General features: G+C 38.2%; 20 protein-coding genes. 13 read left to right on the forward strand and 7 right to left on the reverse strand.

Annotation, left to right across the window (positions count from 1 at the left end; genetic code table 11):
- The first annotated feature begins 97 nt into the window (after positions 1–97).
- The 3 genes from ESZ26_RS09840 (at position 98) to ESZ26_RS09850 (ending at position 3,644) form a co-directional block, all read left to right on the forward strand.
- Positions 98–955: an HDOD domain-containing protein gene (locus ESZ26_RS09840; RefSeq protein WP_223271653.1), complete on the forward strand. Its 858-nt coding sequence runs from the start codon at positions 98–100 to the stop codon at positions 953–955.
- 239 nt (positions 956–1,194) lie between these two features.
- Entirely contained in the window at positions 1,195–2,619 is a 1,425-nt protein-coding gene (locus tag ESZ26_RS09845; RefSeq protein ID WP_146799461.1) for a sodium-dependent transporter, read from the forward strand.
- A 95-nt stretch (positions 2,620–2,714) separates the two neighbouring features.
- Entirely contained in the window at positions 2,715–3,644 is a 930-nt protein-coding gene (locus ESZ26_RS09850; protein ID WP_146799462.1) for a class I SAM-dependent methyltransferase, read from the forward strand.
- Positions 3,645–3,654: 10 nt separating this feature from the next.
- Here ESZ26_RS09850 and ESZ26_RS09855 read toward each other — a convergent pair whose 3' ends face one another.
- Positions 3,655–4,269 (reverse strand): LysE family translocator, encoded by a 615-nt coding sequence (locus ESZ26_RS09855; protein ID WP_146799463.1) that lies wholly within the window; start codon positions 4,267–4,269, stop codon positions 3,655–3,657.
- A 49-nt stretch (positions 4,270–4,318) separates the two neighbouring features.
- Positions 4,319–5,197, reverse strand: coding sequence for a DNA ligase (locus ESZ26_RS09860; protein WP_211361217.1), 879 nt, complete (start codon positions 5,195–5,197; stop codon positions 4,319–4,321).
- Between the two features lie 135 nt (positions 5,198–5,332).
- On the opposite strand from ESZ26_RS09860, the gene ESZ26_RS09865 reads away from it, so the two are divergent.
- Positions 5,333–5,860 carry a hypothetical protein gene (locus ESZ26_RS09865; RefSeq protein WP_146799464.1) on the forward strand — a complete coding sequence of 176 codons (528 nt, stop codon included), beginning with the start codon at positions 5,333–5,335 and terminating at the stop codon, positions 5,858–5,860.
- A 22-nt stretch (positions 5,861–5,882) separates the two neighbouring features.
- On the opposite strand, the gene ESZ26_RS09870 is transcribed toward ESZ26_RS09865, so the two are convergent.
- Both ESZ26_RS09870 and ESZ26_RS09875 read right to left on the reverse strand, forming a co-directional pair.
- Positions 5,883–6,590, reverse strand: a complete 708-nt coding sequence (locus ESZ26_RS09870) for a DUF3581 family protein (protein WP_146799465.1) — start codon at positions 6,588–6,590, stop codon at positions 5,883–5,885.
- Between the two features lie 109 nt (positions 6,591–6,699).
- Complete coding sequence (locus tag ESZ26_RS09875; protein ID WP_146799466.1) at positions 6,700–6,993, reverse strand: GIY-YIG nuclease family protein; 294 nt, start codon at positions 6,991–6,993, stop codon at positions 6,700–6,702.
- Between the two features lie 146 nt (positions 6,994–7,139).
- Here ESZ26_RS09875 and ESZ26_RS09880 point away from each other — a divergent pair, with 146 nt between their 5' ends.
- From ESZ26_RS09880 to ESZ26_RS09900, 5 genes are all read left to right on the forward strand, one after another.
- The gene (locus ESZ26_RS09880; protein ID WP_146799467.1) at positions 7,140–7,976 is read left to right on the forward strand and encodes a DUF2797 domain-containing protein; all 837 of its coding nucleotides are present in this window, start codon (positions 7,140–7,142) and stop codon (positions 7,974–7,976) included.
- Positions 7,977–8,169: 193 nt separating this feature from the next.
- Positions 8,170–9,015: an HDOD domain-containing protein gene (locus ESZ26_RS09885; RefSeq protein ID WP_146799468.1), complete on the forward strand. Its 846-nt coding sequence runs from the start codon at positions 8,170–8,172 to the stop codon at positions 9,013–9,015.
- Between the two features lie 414 nt (positions 9,016–9,429).
- Positions 9,430–9,768: a P-II family nitrogen regulator gene (locus ESZ26_RS09890; RefSeq protein WP_146799469.1), complete on the forward strand. Its 339-nt coding sequence runs from the start codon at positions 9,430–9,432 to the stop codon at positions 9,766–9,768.
- 10 nt (positions 9,769–9,778) lie between these two features.
- Entirely contained in the window at positions 9,779–11,038 is a 1,260-nt protein-coding gene (locus ESZ26_RS09895) for an ammonium transporter (protein WP_146799470.1), read from the forward strand.
- A gap of 263 nt (positions 11,039–11,301) precedes the next feature.
- Positions 11,302–12,225, forward strand: a complete 924-nt coding sequence (locus ESZ26_RS09900) for a Dyp-type peroxidase (protein ID WP_146799471.1) — start codon at positions 11,302–11,304, stop codon at positions 12,223–12,225.
- Between the two features lie 51 nt (positions 12,226–12,276).
- Here ESZ26_RS09900 and argR read toward each other — a convergent pair whose 3' ends face one another.
- On the reverse strand, positions 12,277–12,750 hold the full coding sequence (gene argR / locus ESZ26_RS09905) for a transcriptional regulator ArgR (RefSeq protein ID WP_146799472.1): 474 nt from the start codon (positions 12,748–12,750) through the stop codon (positions 12,277–12,279).
- A 225-nt stretch (positions 12,751–12,975) separates the two neighbouring features.
- On the opposite strand from argR, the gene mdh reads away from it, so the two are divergent.
- Positions 12,976–13,911, forward strand: coding sequence for a malate dehydrogenase (gene mdh, locus ESZ26_RS09910; RefSeq protein WP_146799473.1), 936 nt, complete (start codon positions 12,976–12,978; stop codon positions 13,909–13,911).
- A gap of 189 nt (positions 13,912–14,100) precedes the next feature.
- Here the strand turns inward: mdh and ESZ26_RS09915 are convergent, their stop codons facing one another.
- Both ESZ26_RS09915 and ispB read right to left on the reverse strand, forming a co-directional pair.
- Entirely contained in the window at positions 14,101–14,676 is a 576-nt protein-coding gene (locus tag ESZ26_RS09915; protein ID WP_146799474.1) for a paraquat-inducible protein A, read from the reverse strand.
- Positions 14,677–14,678: 2 nt separating this feature from the next.
- Entirely contained in the window at positions 14,679–15,650 is a 972-nt protein-coding gene (gene ispB / locus ESZ26_RS09920) for an octaprenyl diphosphate synthase (protein WP_146799475.1), read from the reverse strand.
- Between the two features lie 227 nt (positions 15,651–15,877).
- Here ispB and rplU point away from each other — a divergent pair, with 227 nt between their 5' ends.
- From rplU to cgtA, 3 genes are all read left to right on the forward strand, one after another.
- On the forward strand, positions 15,878–16,189 hold the full coding sequence (gene rplU, locus ESZ26_RS09925; protein WP_070375737.1) for a 50S ribosomal protein L21: 312 nt from the start codon (positions 15,878–15,880) through the stop codon (positions 16,187–16,189).
- 16 nt (positions 16,190–16,205) lie between these two features.
- A complete protein-coding gene (gene rpmA, locus ESZ26_RS09930; protein ID WP_070375738.1) occupies positions 16,206–16,460 on the forward strand; it encodes a 50S ribosomal protein L27 in 255 nt (84 codons plus the stop codon).
- Positions 16,461–16,786: 326 nt separating this feature from the next.
- On the forward strand, positions 16,787–17,944 hold the full coding sequence (cgtA, locus tag ESZ26_RS09935) for an Obg family GTPase CgtA (RefSeq protein WP_146799476.1): 1,158 nt from the start codon (positions 16,787–16,789) through the stop codon (positions 17,942–17,944).
- Positions 17,945–18,038: the final 94 nt, after the last annotated feature.

Below are 18,038 nucleotides of genomic sequence, written 5' to 3' on the forward strand. Positions count from 1 at the left end.
CAATAGAAAATATAAAAACGCAGTGATGAAGATCACTGCGTTTTTTTGTTTTCTGTTTTAAAGCAACAAGCTACACTATTAATATTATTCTATAAAAATGATTGATAATCCCATGGATGCTCACCAATATGCGCTGCAAGCCAATGGCTCTTTTGCGCTTCCCGATGCCTGCTTTAAAATTAAAGCCTTAATGGAAAATGAAGACTCAAGCATTGAAGACTTTGCTAATGTGATTAGTGTCGATCCCTCGATGACTTCGCGTTTATTACAAATAGCCAACAGTGCGATTTATAGTTTTCCTGGCGAAATAAGTACTATTTCACGTGCCATTACCATTATAGGTACACAAGCTATTTATAACATGATGTTAGTGGATGTTGCGGCGACTGCTTTTAAGCATTTTTCAAATCAGGCAATCGATTTAAAACGCTTCTGGCGGATGAGTATCTTTTGTGGCTTAGCGACTAAGAACTTAGCCATTAAAGCGGGTATACGTGATATTGAACGGCTTTTTGTTGCTGGACTCTTGCAAAATTTTGGTGAATTGATCGTTGCGAAAATATCACCTGAGATTGCGCAACAATGCGAGAGATATTCAGCAGAACAATTGCCTTGGGTATTGCAAAAGCAAGCCTTGGGTTTTACTTATACTGATATCTCTGCCGAGCTGTTAAAGATATGGCAAATACCTGAAAAAATCATTCTACCGATCCGTCACTTTAATGAAGCGAAAACTATTCAAATTAATAAAGATGTTAAAGTACTCTATTTAGCATCTCGCTTAGCTTTAGTTGATAGTCATCCTGAGACGTTTAATTATGATGATAGTGTTGATGAAAGCTTATGCGCGAATTTAAATATTTCGCGTGATGATTTAGCTCAGGCGATAGAGTTTGCAGCTGAAGAAGCAGAAAATATTCTGACTATTATGAATGGAGGGCTCTTCTCAAAATAGCAAAATAAGGCTGTGTCGATGAGCACGTTGTTAAATATATAGTTTTTATTGTTTGTTTTTCAATGATTTAGCTGAAAATTATCTAAGTGCAACTATATTTATACACTTAATTACTAATACCTTCGTTCTAAAAGAAGACATTAATTATAAAGCCTGCTAGCATCAGGCAATTCTTTTTTTCGTATAGTTAATAGACTATACAAAATATGCCCTACAAATAATTATAATTAAGGACATTTATGAGCGCATCGAGAGAGCAGTTTAGCTCTAAACTTGGATTCATTTTGGCGGCAGCAGGTTCTGCTGTTGGTATTGGCAATTTAGTTGGTTTTCCAGTAAACGCAGCTAAAAATGGGGGTGGCGCATTTTTAATTATGTATGCAATATTCGTGTTGTTAATCTGTTTACCGGTAATGATTGCCGAAATGGCCGTTGGTCGTAAAACACAAAAAGAACCAGTTGGTGCTTATAAAGCATTAAGTGGTGGCAGTAGAGGTTGGGGTATCGCTGGTATTTTTGGTGTTTTGACACCCTTTATGATTGCAGTTTTTTATATGGTGCTGACCGTCTGGATTTTTGGCTATGTCGCGTTAACGCTAGCGGGTAAATTAGATTACTTAGCCAGTGGTAATGGTTTTGGTGAATTCATTAATAGTCCCTATCTCTTTGTTGCTATGTTTGCCGTCGCCGCTATTGTTAACTTCATCTTAGTGGCTGGCGTGAAAGAGGGTATTGAAAAAGCGGCAAAAGTTTTAATGCCAACACTGTTTGTGATGTTGTTAATTATGGTGATCTACGTCCTAACATTGGAAAATGCTTTTGCTGGTGTGAAATTCTTTATTATTCCTGATTTTGATAAAATTACCCCATCGGTGATTAATGGCGCATTGTCCCAAGCCTTTTTCTCGCTATCGTTAGGTATGGGTATTTTAATTACCTACGGTTCATATATTAATAATAAAACCGACATAGTTAATTCTGCAAAACTGGTCGCACTAACCGATACCGCGGTTGCCTTTACCGCCGGTTTAATGATTTTACCTGCGGTCTTTTCATTCAACCCGAATGTTAATCCAGCTGAATTAAGTGACAGTTCAGTCTCATTGATTTTTACTTTTTTACCTAAAATATTTTTAGCACTACAAGTATCACTTGGTTATATCGGCGCAAGTGCAGTAGCGGCATTCTTCTTCCTTTTGGTCTTTTTTGCTGCGATAACATCACTGGTATCGATTATCGAAGTCCCGGTTTCTTATTTGGTCACTGAAAAGAAACATAGCCGTAGAAAAGCATTATCAATTTTAATGATTATTGGCGGCGTGCTAACAGTCTTTGCCATGGTTTCTTTTGGAATGGTGTCATTCTTTACTGAATTTACCACTTATGCGGGAGGCACACGTTCATTCTTTGATGTGGTTTATGATATTTTCTACGATACCATTTTACCGCTAAACGGCTTTTTATTATGTGTTTTCGTCAGTTACCGCTGGAAAAAGCATAACTTGTCAGATGAACTCGCGATTGGTAACGATAACTACAAAGGCTCTTGGGTAGAAAAGTACGTTAACTTCTCTTTAGGAACTTTTATCCCAGTCATTGTCTTAGGTATTTTCTTGAATACGGTGACACAAAAATTCTTTGCCTTTAGTATCTTTGGATTTTAGTTTATTGAACTAAGCTAAACAGGCAAACGATTTGAACTTAAAGCCGCATAATTTGTTATTATGCGGCTTTATTTTTGGCCATGAACAATTAAGTTATGAATTCAACGCTTTTAAAACACCTTCAACCTATCTTAGCCCGTCTTCAAAATGAAAATGAGCTTGTCGATTGCCAACGATTATTTCACGGACGCGGCCATGCTTACCCGGGCTTAACTCATGTTAGCGTTGATTGGTTCTCACCCGTTGTGCTTATTACGCTTTACCAAGAGGTTGAAGCTGCTTGGTTAAGTGAGCAAGTCACTGTGATCCAAAATCTACTACCACAATGCCAATCTATTCAAGTGCAGTATCGCAGTCGAAAGTTTGCGCCGAGCGAGGTACTCTGGGGAGAAGAAATCACCGCATTAAGCGCTCAAGAGCATGGTTTGCAATATCACCTTAGTTTGGGGAAAGCACAAAATTCTGGACTGTTTCTTGATATGAGTAATGGCCGCCAGTGGGTCAAAGATAACAGTAAAAATAAAAAAGTATTAAACCTCTTTGCTTATACTTGTGCTTTTTCTGTCGCTGCCATCGCCGGTGGTGCCGAGCAAGTTGTCAATATTGATATGAGTAAAGGCGCTTTATCGACCGGGCGTGAAAACCATAAACTTAATAAGCAAGAGGCGAGTAAGGTAAAATACGAAGGTGTCGATATTTTTAAGTCTTACGGCAAGTTAAAAAAATATGGTCCTTATGATTTATTAATCTGCGATCCACCTTCATTTCAAAAAGGTAGTGTTAATATCGAACGAGATTACCAGAAAATAATCAAACGTTTGCCCGAATTAATGGCAAATAATAGTGATGTTATACTCTGCTTAAACTCCCCTGATTTAAGTGAAGACTTTTTGTTAGCAGAAGTTGCTAGAGAGTGTCCTCAGTGCCAATTTCAGTATCGTATTGATAACCCTGAAGTGTTTATTGAGGCTGAAGCCGGTAAGGGCTTGAAAGTACTTTATTTTCGCTATATTGAAATATCTTAATAAGCGATACTTAGCTAATCACTATTCGTGCTGCAAGTAATATTAAAAAACTGCCAGTTACCTTATCAACAATATGGCTGTTTTCACGTAACTTACTAATGATATTACCGCGTGATAGTGTAAAGGTGACTAGGCAATACCATAAAGCATCAATGCTGCCTACGGTGGCTGTCATTATTACTTTTTGTTCGCTGCTGGCATCCCCTGCTAAAAACTGGCTAAATAATGCCAGAAAGAAAATAGCAAGTTTAGGGTTTAAAAAAGCAATTAAAAAACCATCGCGCCAACCATTTACTTGTGATTTTTTCGCTGTGCTTTCTTCAGAAAATACTTCGTTATCTTTTTTGCTTAATAATGATTTTACACCTAGGTACAGTAAAAATGCAGCGCCAGCATATTGAATAATACTAAATATTAAAGGCGATTTAACGATAATTACTGCTATGCCTGTTGCTGTAATGGCCGCGTAAAGTGCTACACCTAAACCGTGACTAATGGCTGTAGCATAACCTTGTGGTGTTCCACCAGCGAGGGTGTTTTTGATGACTAATGCTAAACTCGGGCCTGGTGATAAGGCGCCCATCATACAAATAACGACAAAAGATAACCATAAGTGAAATTCCATTAATTATTATTCTCTTTTTTATAGGATGAAATCGTAATTTTTGTCTATTTTACTGGCCCAACGCTAAGGTACGCACACGTAAAAAGCTAGCAAATTTTGGCACACCTCGCGCTGTTTTACCAATGTATTTAAAGGTAATTGTGCTGCCAATCTTTGGCGGGTTTTTACGTTGTTCGTCAGTAAAACCACTACCAATTTTAAAGAGTAAGCCGGACTTCATTTTTACTCTTATCGATCCCATCATATTTTTGTACTTGCCTTTACCTTCGATATAAGCAATAACGATCGCTTCACTATCATTATATTTTTTTAATTTTATCAGGTCTTGGCTTCTCCCTATTTTATAATAGGCGGCTTGATGATGTAGCATCAAGCCTTCCCCCCCTTTTTCTACCACGTCTGCCAAACGTTGATTCAATACTGCGAGAGAGTTTACTTTCTCTTGTTTAATGACTTGCCAATAGTGATTGTCAGTTGTTGCCACCTCAGCTTTCATTTGCTTAATACGCTCACTAAAAGTGCCTGAATGCTTGGGTAAATCAAAAACCATAAAGCGTATTTTCTGCCAACAACTCATTGTGATTTTCTGTTGAGGTGAATGCTTTCTGACACAACTGCTGATCTTTTCAAATTCAGCGCGCTTGCTCCATAGTTCGCCATCAAGATAGGTTGTTGGCCAGCCTTGAGTAAACCATTTGGGCGCATGGATTAGGTTACCACCACGGGTTAATAAGTCTTTGCCGTTCCAATATCCGCGAATACCGTCAAGCTTTTCACTGATAAAATATTCGCTGACCTTTATTGGCGTTTTACTATCGGCTTGAAAAGGCGTGGCCAGTTGTATTTTTGGCAACTCGGCTGTGTAGCCTTGTGGCCAAAGGATAAGGCTGATGCATATCCCTAAACATTTTAAGGTTAATACTTTCAAAATTGAACATCCTTGCTCATTTCTTAAGAGATTTTAGTATAGAAGTTATTTCTTTAATTGCTAATGCGATGTTAATTAAATGTACTAAGCTGTTAATATTGGTGGTTACTTTATTGTGGTGTTCAAGGAGGAGTTATGTATAAAATACATTTTCAAATTTTTTTTATTAGTCTGGCATTAACCTTTTCTCATCAAAGTTATGCTGAGAAAAAACACTGTCAGTTTTATGCGGATAAGTTACATAATATACAGTCTCAGCAAAGACAAGGTCATAGCTTGAAGCGTAGTGAAAGCTTAAAAAAACAGCAAGAAAGTGCTCGGGAAAAATGGTGGCAATGTCAACAAGGTCAGTTAAAAAAGCCAACATCAAATAAGCAAAATATACAGAAAAAAAAGCAGCGAAAGAATTCAGTGAAAGGTCAGCATTTATCAGGAAGTTCAGCCAGCGATGTTAAGAAAACCCGTATAGAACCCTTCGAAACCTCAGCTGCACTGGTCTTAAAATCTCGCTATCAAGGAAAAAAATTGCAAGCATGGCTGGAGTACTATCAACAGCCAAAACAATGCTCACGACCTAAAACCATTAAAAAATTTGCTTTTTGTGTGGAAAACAGAAGAACACAGCAGCTAGCGTTTGATAAAATGATGCTAGTAAAGTTTTAATTACTATCATCTTACTCAGGGATTATTTTAAGTATTGGGCTTTTTTATCATTGTAATGATTAACGAGACTATCAATCGTAGCTTGGTCATAATCTCTTAAGCCACTTAGGAGCATATGCTTTTTACCATGACCAATCACTTTTCCATCAGCTACCAAGTCAAAAGGCAAGGTTGCTTTGCCACGTTTACCGTCAATGAGTAAGACCGGCGTCGTTAATTGTAATTGCACGTCGGCAAAATCAAGTTCATCTAAATGAATAAACATATTCTCGTACATTACCATTGGGCGCGTTGGGTTGATCATGACATTATTTTCAAACATCAATTTCACTAAAATATGTGGAAAGGTATGGCCAGAGAACTCTACGTAGGCGCGGATCAAAGCATCGATTGATTGACGGTTGGTTGTACACTGTCCTGAAGCTTCTATTTTCATGTATTCTTTAGCATTGTCATCGAGAATATTTGCTGACCCAAGGATTTTTTCAGGAAAATTTAGCTTAATACCATCGGTCACCATACCTGAAAATGTAAAGCCCATATTTTGTGATAGACCTGATTTTTCTAGTACTAATGAAAAAAGTAAATCACCTGGCACGCAAAAGCGTTTTGCATCAGCATCATGCAGCGGATTGAAATCATCGGCAATCTTTTTTGCGAAATCGCTACCTTGCTGACGAGAAAAACTAATTTGATTATTTGTAACATTACAGTAACTTTCTAGAAACATTTTGCTTACATCTATTGTGTGAAAACCGCCGTATACTAGCAGTTACTGGTCGATAAATGGAAATTATCTAATAAAAGCCATACTAAGCAGACCAGTAAACTAGGAGCTTTTAGACAAGTGTTGGCTTAAAACTATTCACTAAAGCCTCTTTTTTAAGCTTAGTAAACTGCTTTAGTTGGTATTCACGTTTGCACGCGAGTTGCCGGTTTTCTTGTGATTCAGCGTAGACTAATTTGACCGGTCGTCGCACCCGAGTATATTTAGCCCCTCTTTTATTACAAGTATTGTGTTCATTTAAGCGGCGAACTAGATCGGTAGTAACACCCGCGTACAAACTATTGTCGGCACAACGTAAATAATAAACAAACCAAGTTGGCTTGGCGATAAGCGTTTTTTCTGGCATAGATGTTGTTTTAGCTGTAGATTTTTTTCTGCTTTAACAACAGTATCGCAATTTTTGTCATTGAAATCGATAAAAAGCTGGCTGTCATTTCCAGAGTTTTATACCATGCTCTTTAAATTTCCCCATCAAACATATCGAGACAATAAATGACCCATTACGATGCAGGTGCTTTGAGTAAAATGACTGCTCAGTTAGATGAAAACGGACTTGTTCATTACCAATTACCTATTGGCGAACAGCTCATTGATATGAATGCATTAATCGGGAAAAATATTACCTTAGATTATCAAGGTAAAATAGCGTGTCGGCATTGCTCAAGAGTCACCAAGAAAAGCTATTCGCAAGGTTTTTGTTATCCGTGTATGCAAAAGCTCGCCCAATGCGATATGTGTATTATGAAACCAGAAACTTGCCACCATGCGCAAGGTACTTGTCGTGAGCCTGAATGGGGCGTGAAAAACTGTATGGTCAATCATTACGTTTATTTAGCGAATACTTCCGGTATTAAAGTGGGCATTACTCGTCATACCCAAATACCTACCCGTTGGATTGATCAAGGTGCCACACAAGCGTTACCGCTATTTAGGGTAAGTACACGCTTACAATCAGGTTTAGTTGAGATTGCACTGGCTAAATTTATTGCCGACAAAACAAACTGGCGAGCGATGTTAAAAGGATCGGGTGAAGCCGTTGATTTAAAAGCTAAAGCTCAAGATTTATTACCTGAAATTTCAGCGCAGTTAGACGATATCAAGTTACGTTTTGGTGCTGATGCCGTAGAATTGCTTGATGAACCCGTGGTGAATTTAACTTTCCCCGTTACCCAATACTTAGAAAAAATTGGCTCTTTTAATTTTGATAAAACACCACAAGTTTCAGGGCTATTACAAGGAATAAAAGGCCAATATCTTATTTTTGATAAGGGGGTTATTAATATTCGAAAATTTGGCTCTTACCAAGTTGCCCTAACCGTTGAAGATTAATTAGGTTTTTTCTGAAAATAAGTCACTTATTATTAATATAGTGTCTATACTTGAGTAAAATTTAGGTCATTGCTAATACCCTGTATATTATTGAAAAACTCGACCATCAGCTGGCGTAGTTTTTCAATATATTTGCCGAGTGTTACATTTTTCATATAAAAATAACCCTATATTTATTTTTAGGATTTGTGTTATGAATGCTGTTGAATACGCCGAACAGGCGAGTGAAATATTTGTATTGTCGGATTCGTTTGTCCGCATTAAAGAATTAATTGATAATGAAGCATCAACTATCGATGATATAGCCGATGTTATTTTGCTTGATCCCGGCTTGTCAGCGACTATTTTGAAACTGTCGAATAGCTCCTTTTTTAACTACCCCGGTAAAATAGACACTATTTCTAAAGCCGTTTTAATTTTGGGTATTACCGAAGTTTATAATTTAGTTATTGCCTATTTTACCACTGATGCGCTGAAAAAATTAAAAGCAAGTCCTGAATATTTAGATGATTTTTGGGAACGTAGCGTTGATTGTGCGTTAACGGTTAAATTTTTAGGTACTAAGTTAAACGTGCCCAATGCCGAACGATTATTTATTCTGGGTTTACTACATAATTTAGGTGAATTAGTGATACATCAATTTATGCCTGAAAAAGTAGAGCAGTGTAAGCATATTAACTCAGATGAATTACCTTGGACCAAACAGCTACAAATATTGGGCTTTTCCTACGCTGAAATTACCGCTGAATTATTAAAGCAATGGCAACTTCCTTATAGCTTGATTGAACCGATACGTTACCAAGATGAAGAGGAGTTTCAACATAGTACCGACGAAACTAAGTTACTTTATATTGCCAAACGGGTGATGACACTTAATCACCAATGCAACCGTCATTGCCAAGCCGATGTAATTAGTGATGAAAAACTAGAAGCGTTATCTGTGCAACAAGAACTATTGCGTGATGCCAGTGATTTTTGTGATATGGAACGCTTAAGTATTCTTGCTGTACTTAATCCAAGTGCCTCTATGCTTTATTAACCGCCTATTCTTTCATTTAACAACATCTTTGAGGGTGAGGGACGTCATCTAGTTAGCGTTTCTTTACTAAGACAACCTCACCTTAAACCTCTACGGTACTGATTTCGTTTCGCTATATTTATCATTGCTCTGTCACTACAGAGCAATAAGTCATTCAGATAACCGCACTTTTTTATAAACCTTTCTTTATGTAACAGCCACTAATATTATTTATTTAACAAGCGTGTCTTGCTTGACTCCTGTTGATTAAATGATGCACCAATTACTCTCATTGATAAAATTTCATGCACCAACGAAGTGCTTGTTAAACGTCTTTTTATTACTTTGTATTTTAACTTTATGAATTTTAAGTGTTTTAGTCTTTGGCATAACATTTGTATTGTTATGTACAAATTATAAATAAGGCTAAAAATAATGAAAATGGTTAACGCAATAATAAAACCGTTCAAACTGGATGATGTCAGAGAAGCAATTTCTGAAATTGGTGTTGAAGGATTAACCGTCAGTGAAGTAAAAGGCTTTGGGCGACAAAAAGGTCATACCGAATTATATCGTGGTGCTGAGTATCAAGTTGATTTTTTACCGAAAGTGAAACTTGAAATTGCCGTCAATGACGATGTTGTTGATCGTTTAGTTAAAGCAATTACCGAGTCTGCACACACAGGTAAAATTGGTGATGGCAAAATATTTGTCTATGACTTACAGCAAGCTGTACGTATTCGTACCGGTGAGCAAGATGTTGAAGCTATTTAAGGGGTAAATCATGGAACAAAATATTTTTCAGTTACAATATGCAATGGACACTTTCTACTTCTTAATATGTGGTGCTCTAGTCATGTGGATGGCTGCTGGTTTTTCTATGTTAGAAGCCGGTTTAGTTCGCGCAAAAAACACCACAGAAATTTTGACTAAAAACGTTGCGCTTTATGCGATTGCTTGCATGATGTATTTAGCATGTGGTTATGAAATTATGTACGGTGGTGGTTTCTTTTTATCAGGCATTGAAACTGTTGATGCCGATGCAGTATTAAAGGAATTTGCTGGCCGTGAAGACGGTTTTAACGGTGGTGCTATTTATTCAAAGGCTTCTGACTTTTTCTTTCAAGTAGTTTTTGTTGCAACAGCGATGTCGATTGTTTCTGGTGCCGTTGCTGAACGCATGAAATTATGGGCATTCCTTGCTTTTACCGTTGTTTTAACCGCTGTTATTTACCCGCTTGAAGGTAGCTGGACTTGGGGCGGTAATGCCGTCTTTGGTTTATACACCTTAGGTGACTTAGGCTTTTCTGATTTTGCTGGCTCAGGTATTGTCCATATGGCTGGTGCATCAGCAGCATTAGCTGGCGTATTGTTACTTGGCGCACGTAAAGGTAAATATGGCGCTGACGGTCGCGTTAATGCTATTCCAGGTGCTAACTTGCCTATGGCGACATTAGGTACGTTTATTTTATGGATGGGTTGGTTTGGCTTTAACGGCGGTTCAGTATTAAAACTTGCTGATATCAACAGTTCACATTCAGTTGCTATGGTCTTTCTAAATACCAATGCAGCAGCTGCCGGTGGTGCAATAGCCGCATTAATTTTTGCGAAACTATTATTCAAAAAAGCAGATTTAACCATGACATTAAATGGTGCGTTAGCGGGATTAGTCGCTATTACTGCTGAGCCTTCAACACCCACTGCACTGCAAGCAACCTTGTTCGGTATGGTCGCTGGTGTCATCGTTGTTTTGTCAATTGTTGGTCTAGATAAACTGAAGATAGATGATCCAGTCGGGGCTATATCTGTGCATGGTGTTGTTGGTTTATTTGGTTTACTGCTGGTTCCTCTTACTAACCCAGCCTCAAGTTTTAGTGGTCAGCTGATTGGCGCCGCAACGATATTTGTTTGGGTGTTTAGTGCAAGTTTTGTTGTCTGGTATGTACTTAAGAAAGTTATCGGTATTCGTGTGACTGAAGAAGAAGAGTATGAAGGTATGGATAAATCAGATTGTGGTATGGAAGCCTATCCTGAGTTTACTTAATATTATGTAATATTTTCTCTGACAAGAACATCAACATTGAAAACAGCCTCAGGGCTGTTTTTTTATCTTCAGGATGAAGGGTGATGATCTAAGCTACAGAAAAATCATCAGTCCTTGCGTCTATAACAGTAATGGTGCTTTAACACCGATGTTAAAGCGCAACAGCGTTTCACTTATGCTAATAAATTAAATGATTTACTGTGAATTTTAAGAAACTGTGTAAAATTAGGAAATTAACTCACCTTATATTTTGGGAAATTTTGATGGCAAGAGAACAATTTGGTATTTGCGCAGAACCTAGTTTGCACGGTTATTATCTGATGTTTAATGTTTTAGATGATAAAAATGCTCATGTTCGTCAAGCCCTTTCTCGCTTACCTGCCTTATTTGATCATTACGCCGATCGTTTTTCAGAATCCAACTTAGCCGGTGTTATTGCTATTGGCGCTAACTATTGGGACGAACTTTATCCGCAAGCGAGACCCAAAAATTTAAAGCCTTTTTCCGCGCTTGAATGTGATGATCGCGCAGCCCCTGCTGATAGTTATGATCTTTATATCGAAATAAGAAGTGACCGTGCTGACGTTAATCATATTGTCAGTTCAAAAGTTTGTGCTTTATTGTCAAACAGTGTCGAACTTGTTGAGCAAGTCCGTGCCTTTAGATATCTTGATGGTCGTGATTTAACTGGCTTTGTTGATGGCACCGAAAATCCACAAGGTTCACATCGTCGTAAAATCGCGTTAATTGCTAATGAAGAAAGTGAAGCGTTCGCCGCGGGCAGTTATTTACATATTCAACGTTATCGTCATAACTTAAATTTATGGGATAACTTAAAGGTTAAAGACCAAGAAGACACGTTTGGTCGGACAAAATTAGAAAATGAAGAATACACCAATGAAAATAAGCCAGCGACCGCCCATACTAAGCGAGTAAACCTAAAAGACGAAGACGGTAACGCTATTGAAATAGTACGTCAAAGTATGCCGTACGGTGATATGAAGTTACAGGGCTTATTTTTCGTTTCTTATTGTCGTTCGCCAGAGCCCTTTGAAATGATGTTAAAAGCTATGATTCAAAGTGATGCTCATGGTCACTTTGATCATCTACTTAAATATACCCAAGCAGAAACCGGTGCCTCTTTCTTTGCGCCGAGCTTGAACTTTCTAGCTAAGTTAGCCCTGTAATAAGTAAGTGAAACTGCGCTATTATTTAGGTTAAATACCTTCGAACCCGCGCTAATTTAAGTTTCTTGAAAAAAGTAACTCTAATTTAGCAATGGTTTCTTTTATTTGTCCAACATGGGTCGGGGCAATAAAAATAGTATCGTCACCGGCAATAGTGCCTAATACTCCGTCACTTTTACTTAAACTATCAAGTAAGCGGGCGATTAATTGGGCAGCGCCAGGGCTTGTTCTAACAATAATCATCACTTCATTGTATTCAATATCGATGACTAATTGGCGTAAAGGGCTTTTCGCCGTCGGCACGCCTAATTCAGCGGGTAAACAATAAACCATTTCTTGGCGAGCATTACGGGTGCGCACTGCGCCATATTTACTGAGCATCCGCGAAACCTTTGACTGACTGATATTATCAAAGCCTTGTTTTTTCAGGGCGTCGACAATATCGCCCTGAGAACCAAAATGCTCTTGCTTTAATAAATCTTTAAAAGCTTGTGTTAATGCTTCTTGTTTTTGTGAAACTGTCATAATTTAACGGTACTCTTTGTTATTTTTCTACTACACTTTTTTTAATCTTAAACTCTTAATGATGAGGAAGTAAGACCTAAGTATTATTTCATTAAAAGTATTATACGGTATCCTAATGCCATATATAGTTTAATATTAATTGTTTTTTAGTGGCCGATGCTATATCTTTTGGGCACGAAAATTTACGTATTTACTCAAATATTCTTTAACTACCGGAGACATCGAATGAAAGTTGCTGTTTTAGGCGCTGCTGGCGGAATCGGCCAAGCGTTATCATTACTATTAAAAACTCAATTACCAGCGGGTTCTGAGCTATCTTTATATGACGTAGCACCAGTTGTTCCAGGTGTTGCTGTTGATTTATCACACATACCTACAGCGGTTAAAGTTGAAGGTTTTGGTGCTGACGCATTAGGCGACGCATTAACAGGTGCCGATATTGTCTTAATTCCAGCGGGCATGCCACGTAAGCCAGGTATGGATCGTGCTGATTTGTTCGCTGTTAATGCGGGCATTATCAAAACATTAGCAGAAGGCATTGTTGCTAACTGTCCTAAAGCGTTAGTGGGTATTATTACTAACCCAGTTAACGGCACGGTTCCAATTGTTGCTGAAGTCTTCAAAAAAGCAGGTACTTATGACGCAGCTCGTGTCTTTGGTATTACTACGCTAGATGTTATCCGTAGTGAAGCGTTTGTTGCTGAATTAAAAGGCTTAAACGTTGCTGAAGTTAAAGTACCAGTAATTGGTGGCCACTCAGGTACCACTATTTTACCACTTCTTTCACAAGTTGAAGGCGTTACTTTTACCGATGAAGAAATTACTACTTTAACACCTCGCATTCAAAACGCAGGTACTGAAGTTGTTAACGCTAAAGCCGGTGGTGGTTCTGCTACTTTATCAATGGGCGCTGCTGCAGCTCGTTTTTGTATGTCTTTAGTTAAAGGTTTACAAGGCGAAGACGTGGTAGATTACGCTTACGTTGAGGGCGCAGGTGAAGATGCACAATTTTTCGCACAACCGGTACGTTTAGGCGTAAATGGCGTTAGCGAAATTTTATCTTACGGTAAACTAAGTGCTTTTGAAGAAAAAGCGAAAGTTGATATGTTAGACACATTGAAAGCTGATATTACTGAAGGTATTAACTTCATCAAAGGTTAACTTGTTGAAGTTAGCATTAACATCATTTAGTAAATTTATATTTATTGGCTGATGTTTTTGTAATAAAAAACCGCTGCTCTGTAAAGAATAGCGGTTTTTTTATGCTCAAAAATAATCAATAATCAATAATCAATAATCAATAATCAATAATCATGGTATTACCATTATATTGATGAAAAGGTTAAAGGACTATTCGTTAAGGCGACTTACTTTATATAAGCCACTTTGACTCAACTGCGTGCCAATTAAGGAAAGTAAACAATAAGCGCAAAAGAAGTAAAAACCGGGGCCGACAGCCGACAGTGTTTCACTACTGATCATTAAGTTAAGCTTAAAACCCATAATACTTAAGGTTTGTTGACTTGCTGTTTCCGCATGGTTGGTAGACAAAACCGCTAAAAATATCGCCACAACAAAAACGTCAGCCATTGACCATTTACCAATGGCACCAACAAAGCTAATAATTTTTCTTTCTAGCTGAGTCTTTCTTTTAAAATAAGACCAAGCCACTAAAGCCGTTTTTAATAAAGGAATACAAATAGAGAAAATAAAAATTAGCCCAGATACGAGTAAACGATCGTTCTGCCATAGCTCCTGAATCGTCGTTAAGAGTGAAAGCTCTTTGTTAATTAACGCTGAGGTCAGTGCAGGTCCCGCAATAGTGGCGCTAACATCCATGCTCAAAGAGAACATCGGTAATAATATACCCGGAATAAATAACAAAATAGCAATAAGGTTAAGGTAAAAACCAAGATGAGTTTTCATGGTTAAACCGCTCTATTGGCAGCAATATGGGCCAGGGATATCAACGCTTGCTTATGCTCAGAGTCGGGCAGTATCGTTAACGCATCAATGGCTTTGTCCGCTTCTAGCTCTGCTTGTTTTTGTGTGTACACGAGAGAGCCTGTTTCCTCCATTGCAGCGAGTATTTCGTCTAAGTGCTCCATACCATTGCAATGTTCAATTGCATCGCTTATTAGCTGCTTCTGCTGCGCATTACCGTGCTTCATGGCATAAAGTAATGGCAAAGTAGGTTTACCTTCAGCTAAATCGTCACCAATATTTTTTCCCATCGCTTTTGCATCGGCGGTGTAGTCCATAATATCGTCAACCAATTGAAAAGCAGTGCCTAAATATTTACCGTATTCTTGCATCGCTTTTTCAGTCTTTTCATCTTGCCCGGCAATTACTGCTGCTAAACGTGTTGCTGCTTCAAACAGTTTCGCTGTTTTGCAGTAAATAACCTGAAAGTAACTTTCTTCGGTGGTGTTCGGATCATTACAGTTCATTAACTGTAAGACTTCACCTTCGGCAACAATATTGGTGGTATCAGACAATATATCCATTATTTTCATGTTGCCTAACTTGGTCATCATCTGAAAAGAGCGGGTATAAAGAAAATCACCGACGAGCACGCTTGCGCTATTACCAAATAATGCATTAGCGGTTTCTCGACCGCGACGCATATTTGATTCATCAACAACATCATCATGCAATAAAGTCGCGGTGTGAATAAATTCAATAATGGCGGCAATAGATATGTGATCATTACCTTGATAACCAAAAGCTCGAGCGGCAAGAACGGTTAACATCGGACGCATACGTTTGCCTCCAGCATTAACAATATAAACGCCGAGCTGATTAATTAACGCAACATCAGAATTTATTTGCGAATAAATAATATTATTTACCGCTGTCATATCTTGTTGAGCGAGGGCTTGTATATTTTTGATATCCATAGAAAGCTACAGCTACCTTTGTTGTTGTATTTAAGAGATTTTATGAAGCATGAGTTTACACGAAATTATTGAGCAATAAAGGGCTGTAGCGGAATAGTTTATCGATAAACAAATTAAATAGAAATAGATGCGAATTAGACTTGCCTGAATAAAAATCTTCGCGTAGAATTCGCGCCCTATATTTTAAAATCTAGCGTCTAAATAAAATGACGCTTTACGGAGTAGGTATGTACGCTGTATTCCAAAGTGGCGGTAAACAACACCGTGTAACTGAAGGACAAACAGTTCGCCTTGAAAAGCTTGAGCTTGAAATTGGTGCAACAGTAGAATTCGATAACGTTTTAATGATCGCTGACGGCGAAGCCGTTAATGTAGGCGCGCCTTACATTGCTGGTGGTAAAGTAGTAGCTGAGATTGTAAATCAAGGCCGTGCTGATAAAGTTAAAATTGTTAAATTTAAACGTCGTAAGCATTCACGTAAAGAAGCGGGCCATCGTCAATGGTTCACTGAAGTGAAAATTACTGGCATTAACGGCTAATTAGGAGCGATTTAAGATGGCACATAAGAAAGCTGCAGGTAGTACACGAAATGGTCGCGATTCAGAAGCTAAACGCCTTGGTGTTAAGCGTTTTGGTGGCGAAGCTGTATTAGCTGGAAACATTATTGTTCGTCAACGTGGTACTAAATTCCACGCTGGAACAAACATGGGTATTGGTAAAGACCACACATTATTTGCTTTAACAGATGGTAAAGTACAATTTGATGTTAAAGGTCCTAAAAACCGTAAGTTTGTAAGTATTGTTGCTTAGTAACGTTACTCAAACTTAATAAAGACCCTGCTTTAAGCAGGGTTTTTTTTTGATACTTAATTACTTGAGTATCTAATACCCATTGCACTAATTAACGGATCATTTTTAAATGGCCTAAATAGTCAATAACTTCGTTGCTTCAATCCCAATAGTCAGCTATTGCTTAATCAAGCGCCTTGTTGTTGAAAATTTATTATCATTAAATTATGTCATTTTAATTACTCCAAAGGGTATTCATTTTGTATAAAAAATAACTTTGTTTTCGTAAGTGCAAAAAATAACTTATAATAAGGCAATAGTTTAATCTTGGAGTGTTTCAAAGCACCATGAAATTCGTTGATGAAGTTGAAATTAGAGTTGAGGCCGGAGACGGCGGCAACGGTTGTGTAAGTTTTCGAAAAGAAAAGTACATTGAATACGGCGGACCTAATGGTGGTGACGGCGGTGACGGCGGTGACGTTTATTTAATGGCTGACGAAAGCCTGAATACCTTAATTGATTACCGCTTCGAGCGTTTTCATCGTGCTAAGCGCGGTCAAAATGGTCAAAGTCGTGATTGTACGGGTAAAGGTTCAGAAGATTTAATCTTAAAAGTACCGGTTGGCACACGTGCTATGGATGTAGACACCGGTGAACAATTAGGTGACTTAACCCGCAATGAACAAAAAATGTTGGTGGCTAAAGGCGGCTGGCATGGTTTAGGCAATACGCGTTTTAAAAGTAGTACTAACCGCGCTCCTCGCCAAAAAACCGATGGTACACCGGGTGAAATACGTAGCCTCAAGCTTGAGTTATTATTACTCGCCGATGTGGGTTTGCTCGGCTTACCTAATGCCGGTAAGTCTACCTTGATACGCAGTGTTTCAGCGGCTAGACCTAAAGTAGCAGATTACCCATTTACCACGTTAGCACCTAACTTAGGTGTGGTACGTCTAGATACGCAACGTAGTTTCGTTATTGCTGATATTCCTGGTTTGATTGAAGGTGCAGCAGAGGGCGCAGGTTTAGGAACACAGTTTCTTAAGCATTTAGAGCGTTGTCGAATTTTATTACATCTTGTTGATGTAATGCCTGCCGATGGTTCTGATCCTCTTGAAAACGCTAAAACCATTATTAGTGAGTTAGAGCGTCATTCAGCAAAACTTTTTGCTAAACCGCGCTGGTTAGTATTTAACAAGCTTGATTTAATGCTAGAAGATGAAGCGAAAGTGTTAACAGATAGTATTGTCGCTGGCTTAAATTGGACTGGCGAAGTACGCAGTGTTTCTGCCATTAATAAATTTGGCACCGCTGACTTAACGCAAGGCGTCATGACCTTTATCGAAGGGCTTCCTCCAGAAATTGAAGAAACACCTGAAGATAAAACGATTGAGTTCAAGTGGGATACTTACCATGAAGAAGCTGTCTCTGGCGTTGAAGACGAATTAGGTGACGAAGACTGGGATGAAGATGAATACGATGTCGAAGTTGAATATCGTAAATAATTATTCACTGTCCATTTAGTTGTTACAAAAAAGCCCAAGTATCATTTACTTGAGCTTTTTTTTTAGGGGCAAGTCGCCATCATCACTAATCAGT

Source organism: Colwellia hornerae, assembly GCF_007954355.1.
Lineage (GTDB): Bacteria > Pseudomonadota > Gammaproteobacteria > Enterobacterales > Alteromonadaceae > Colwellia_A > Colwellia_A hornerae.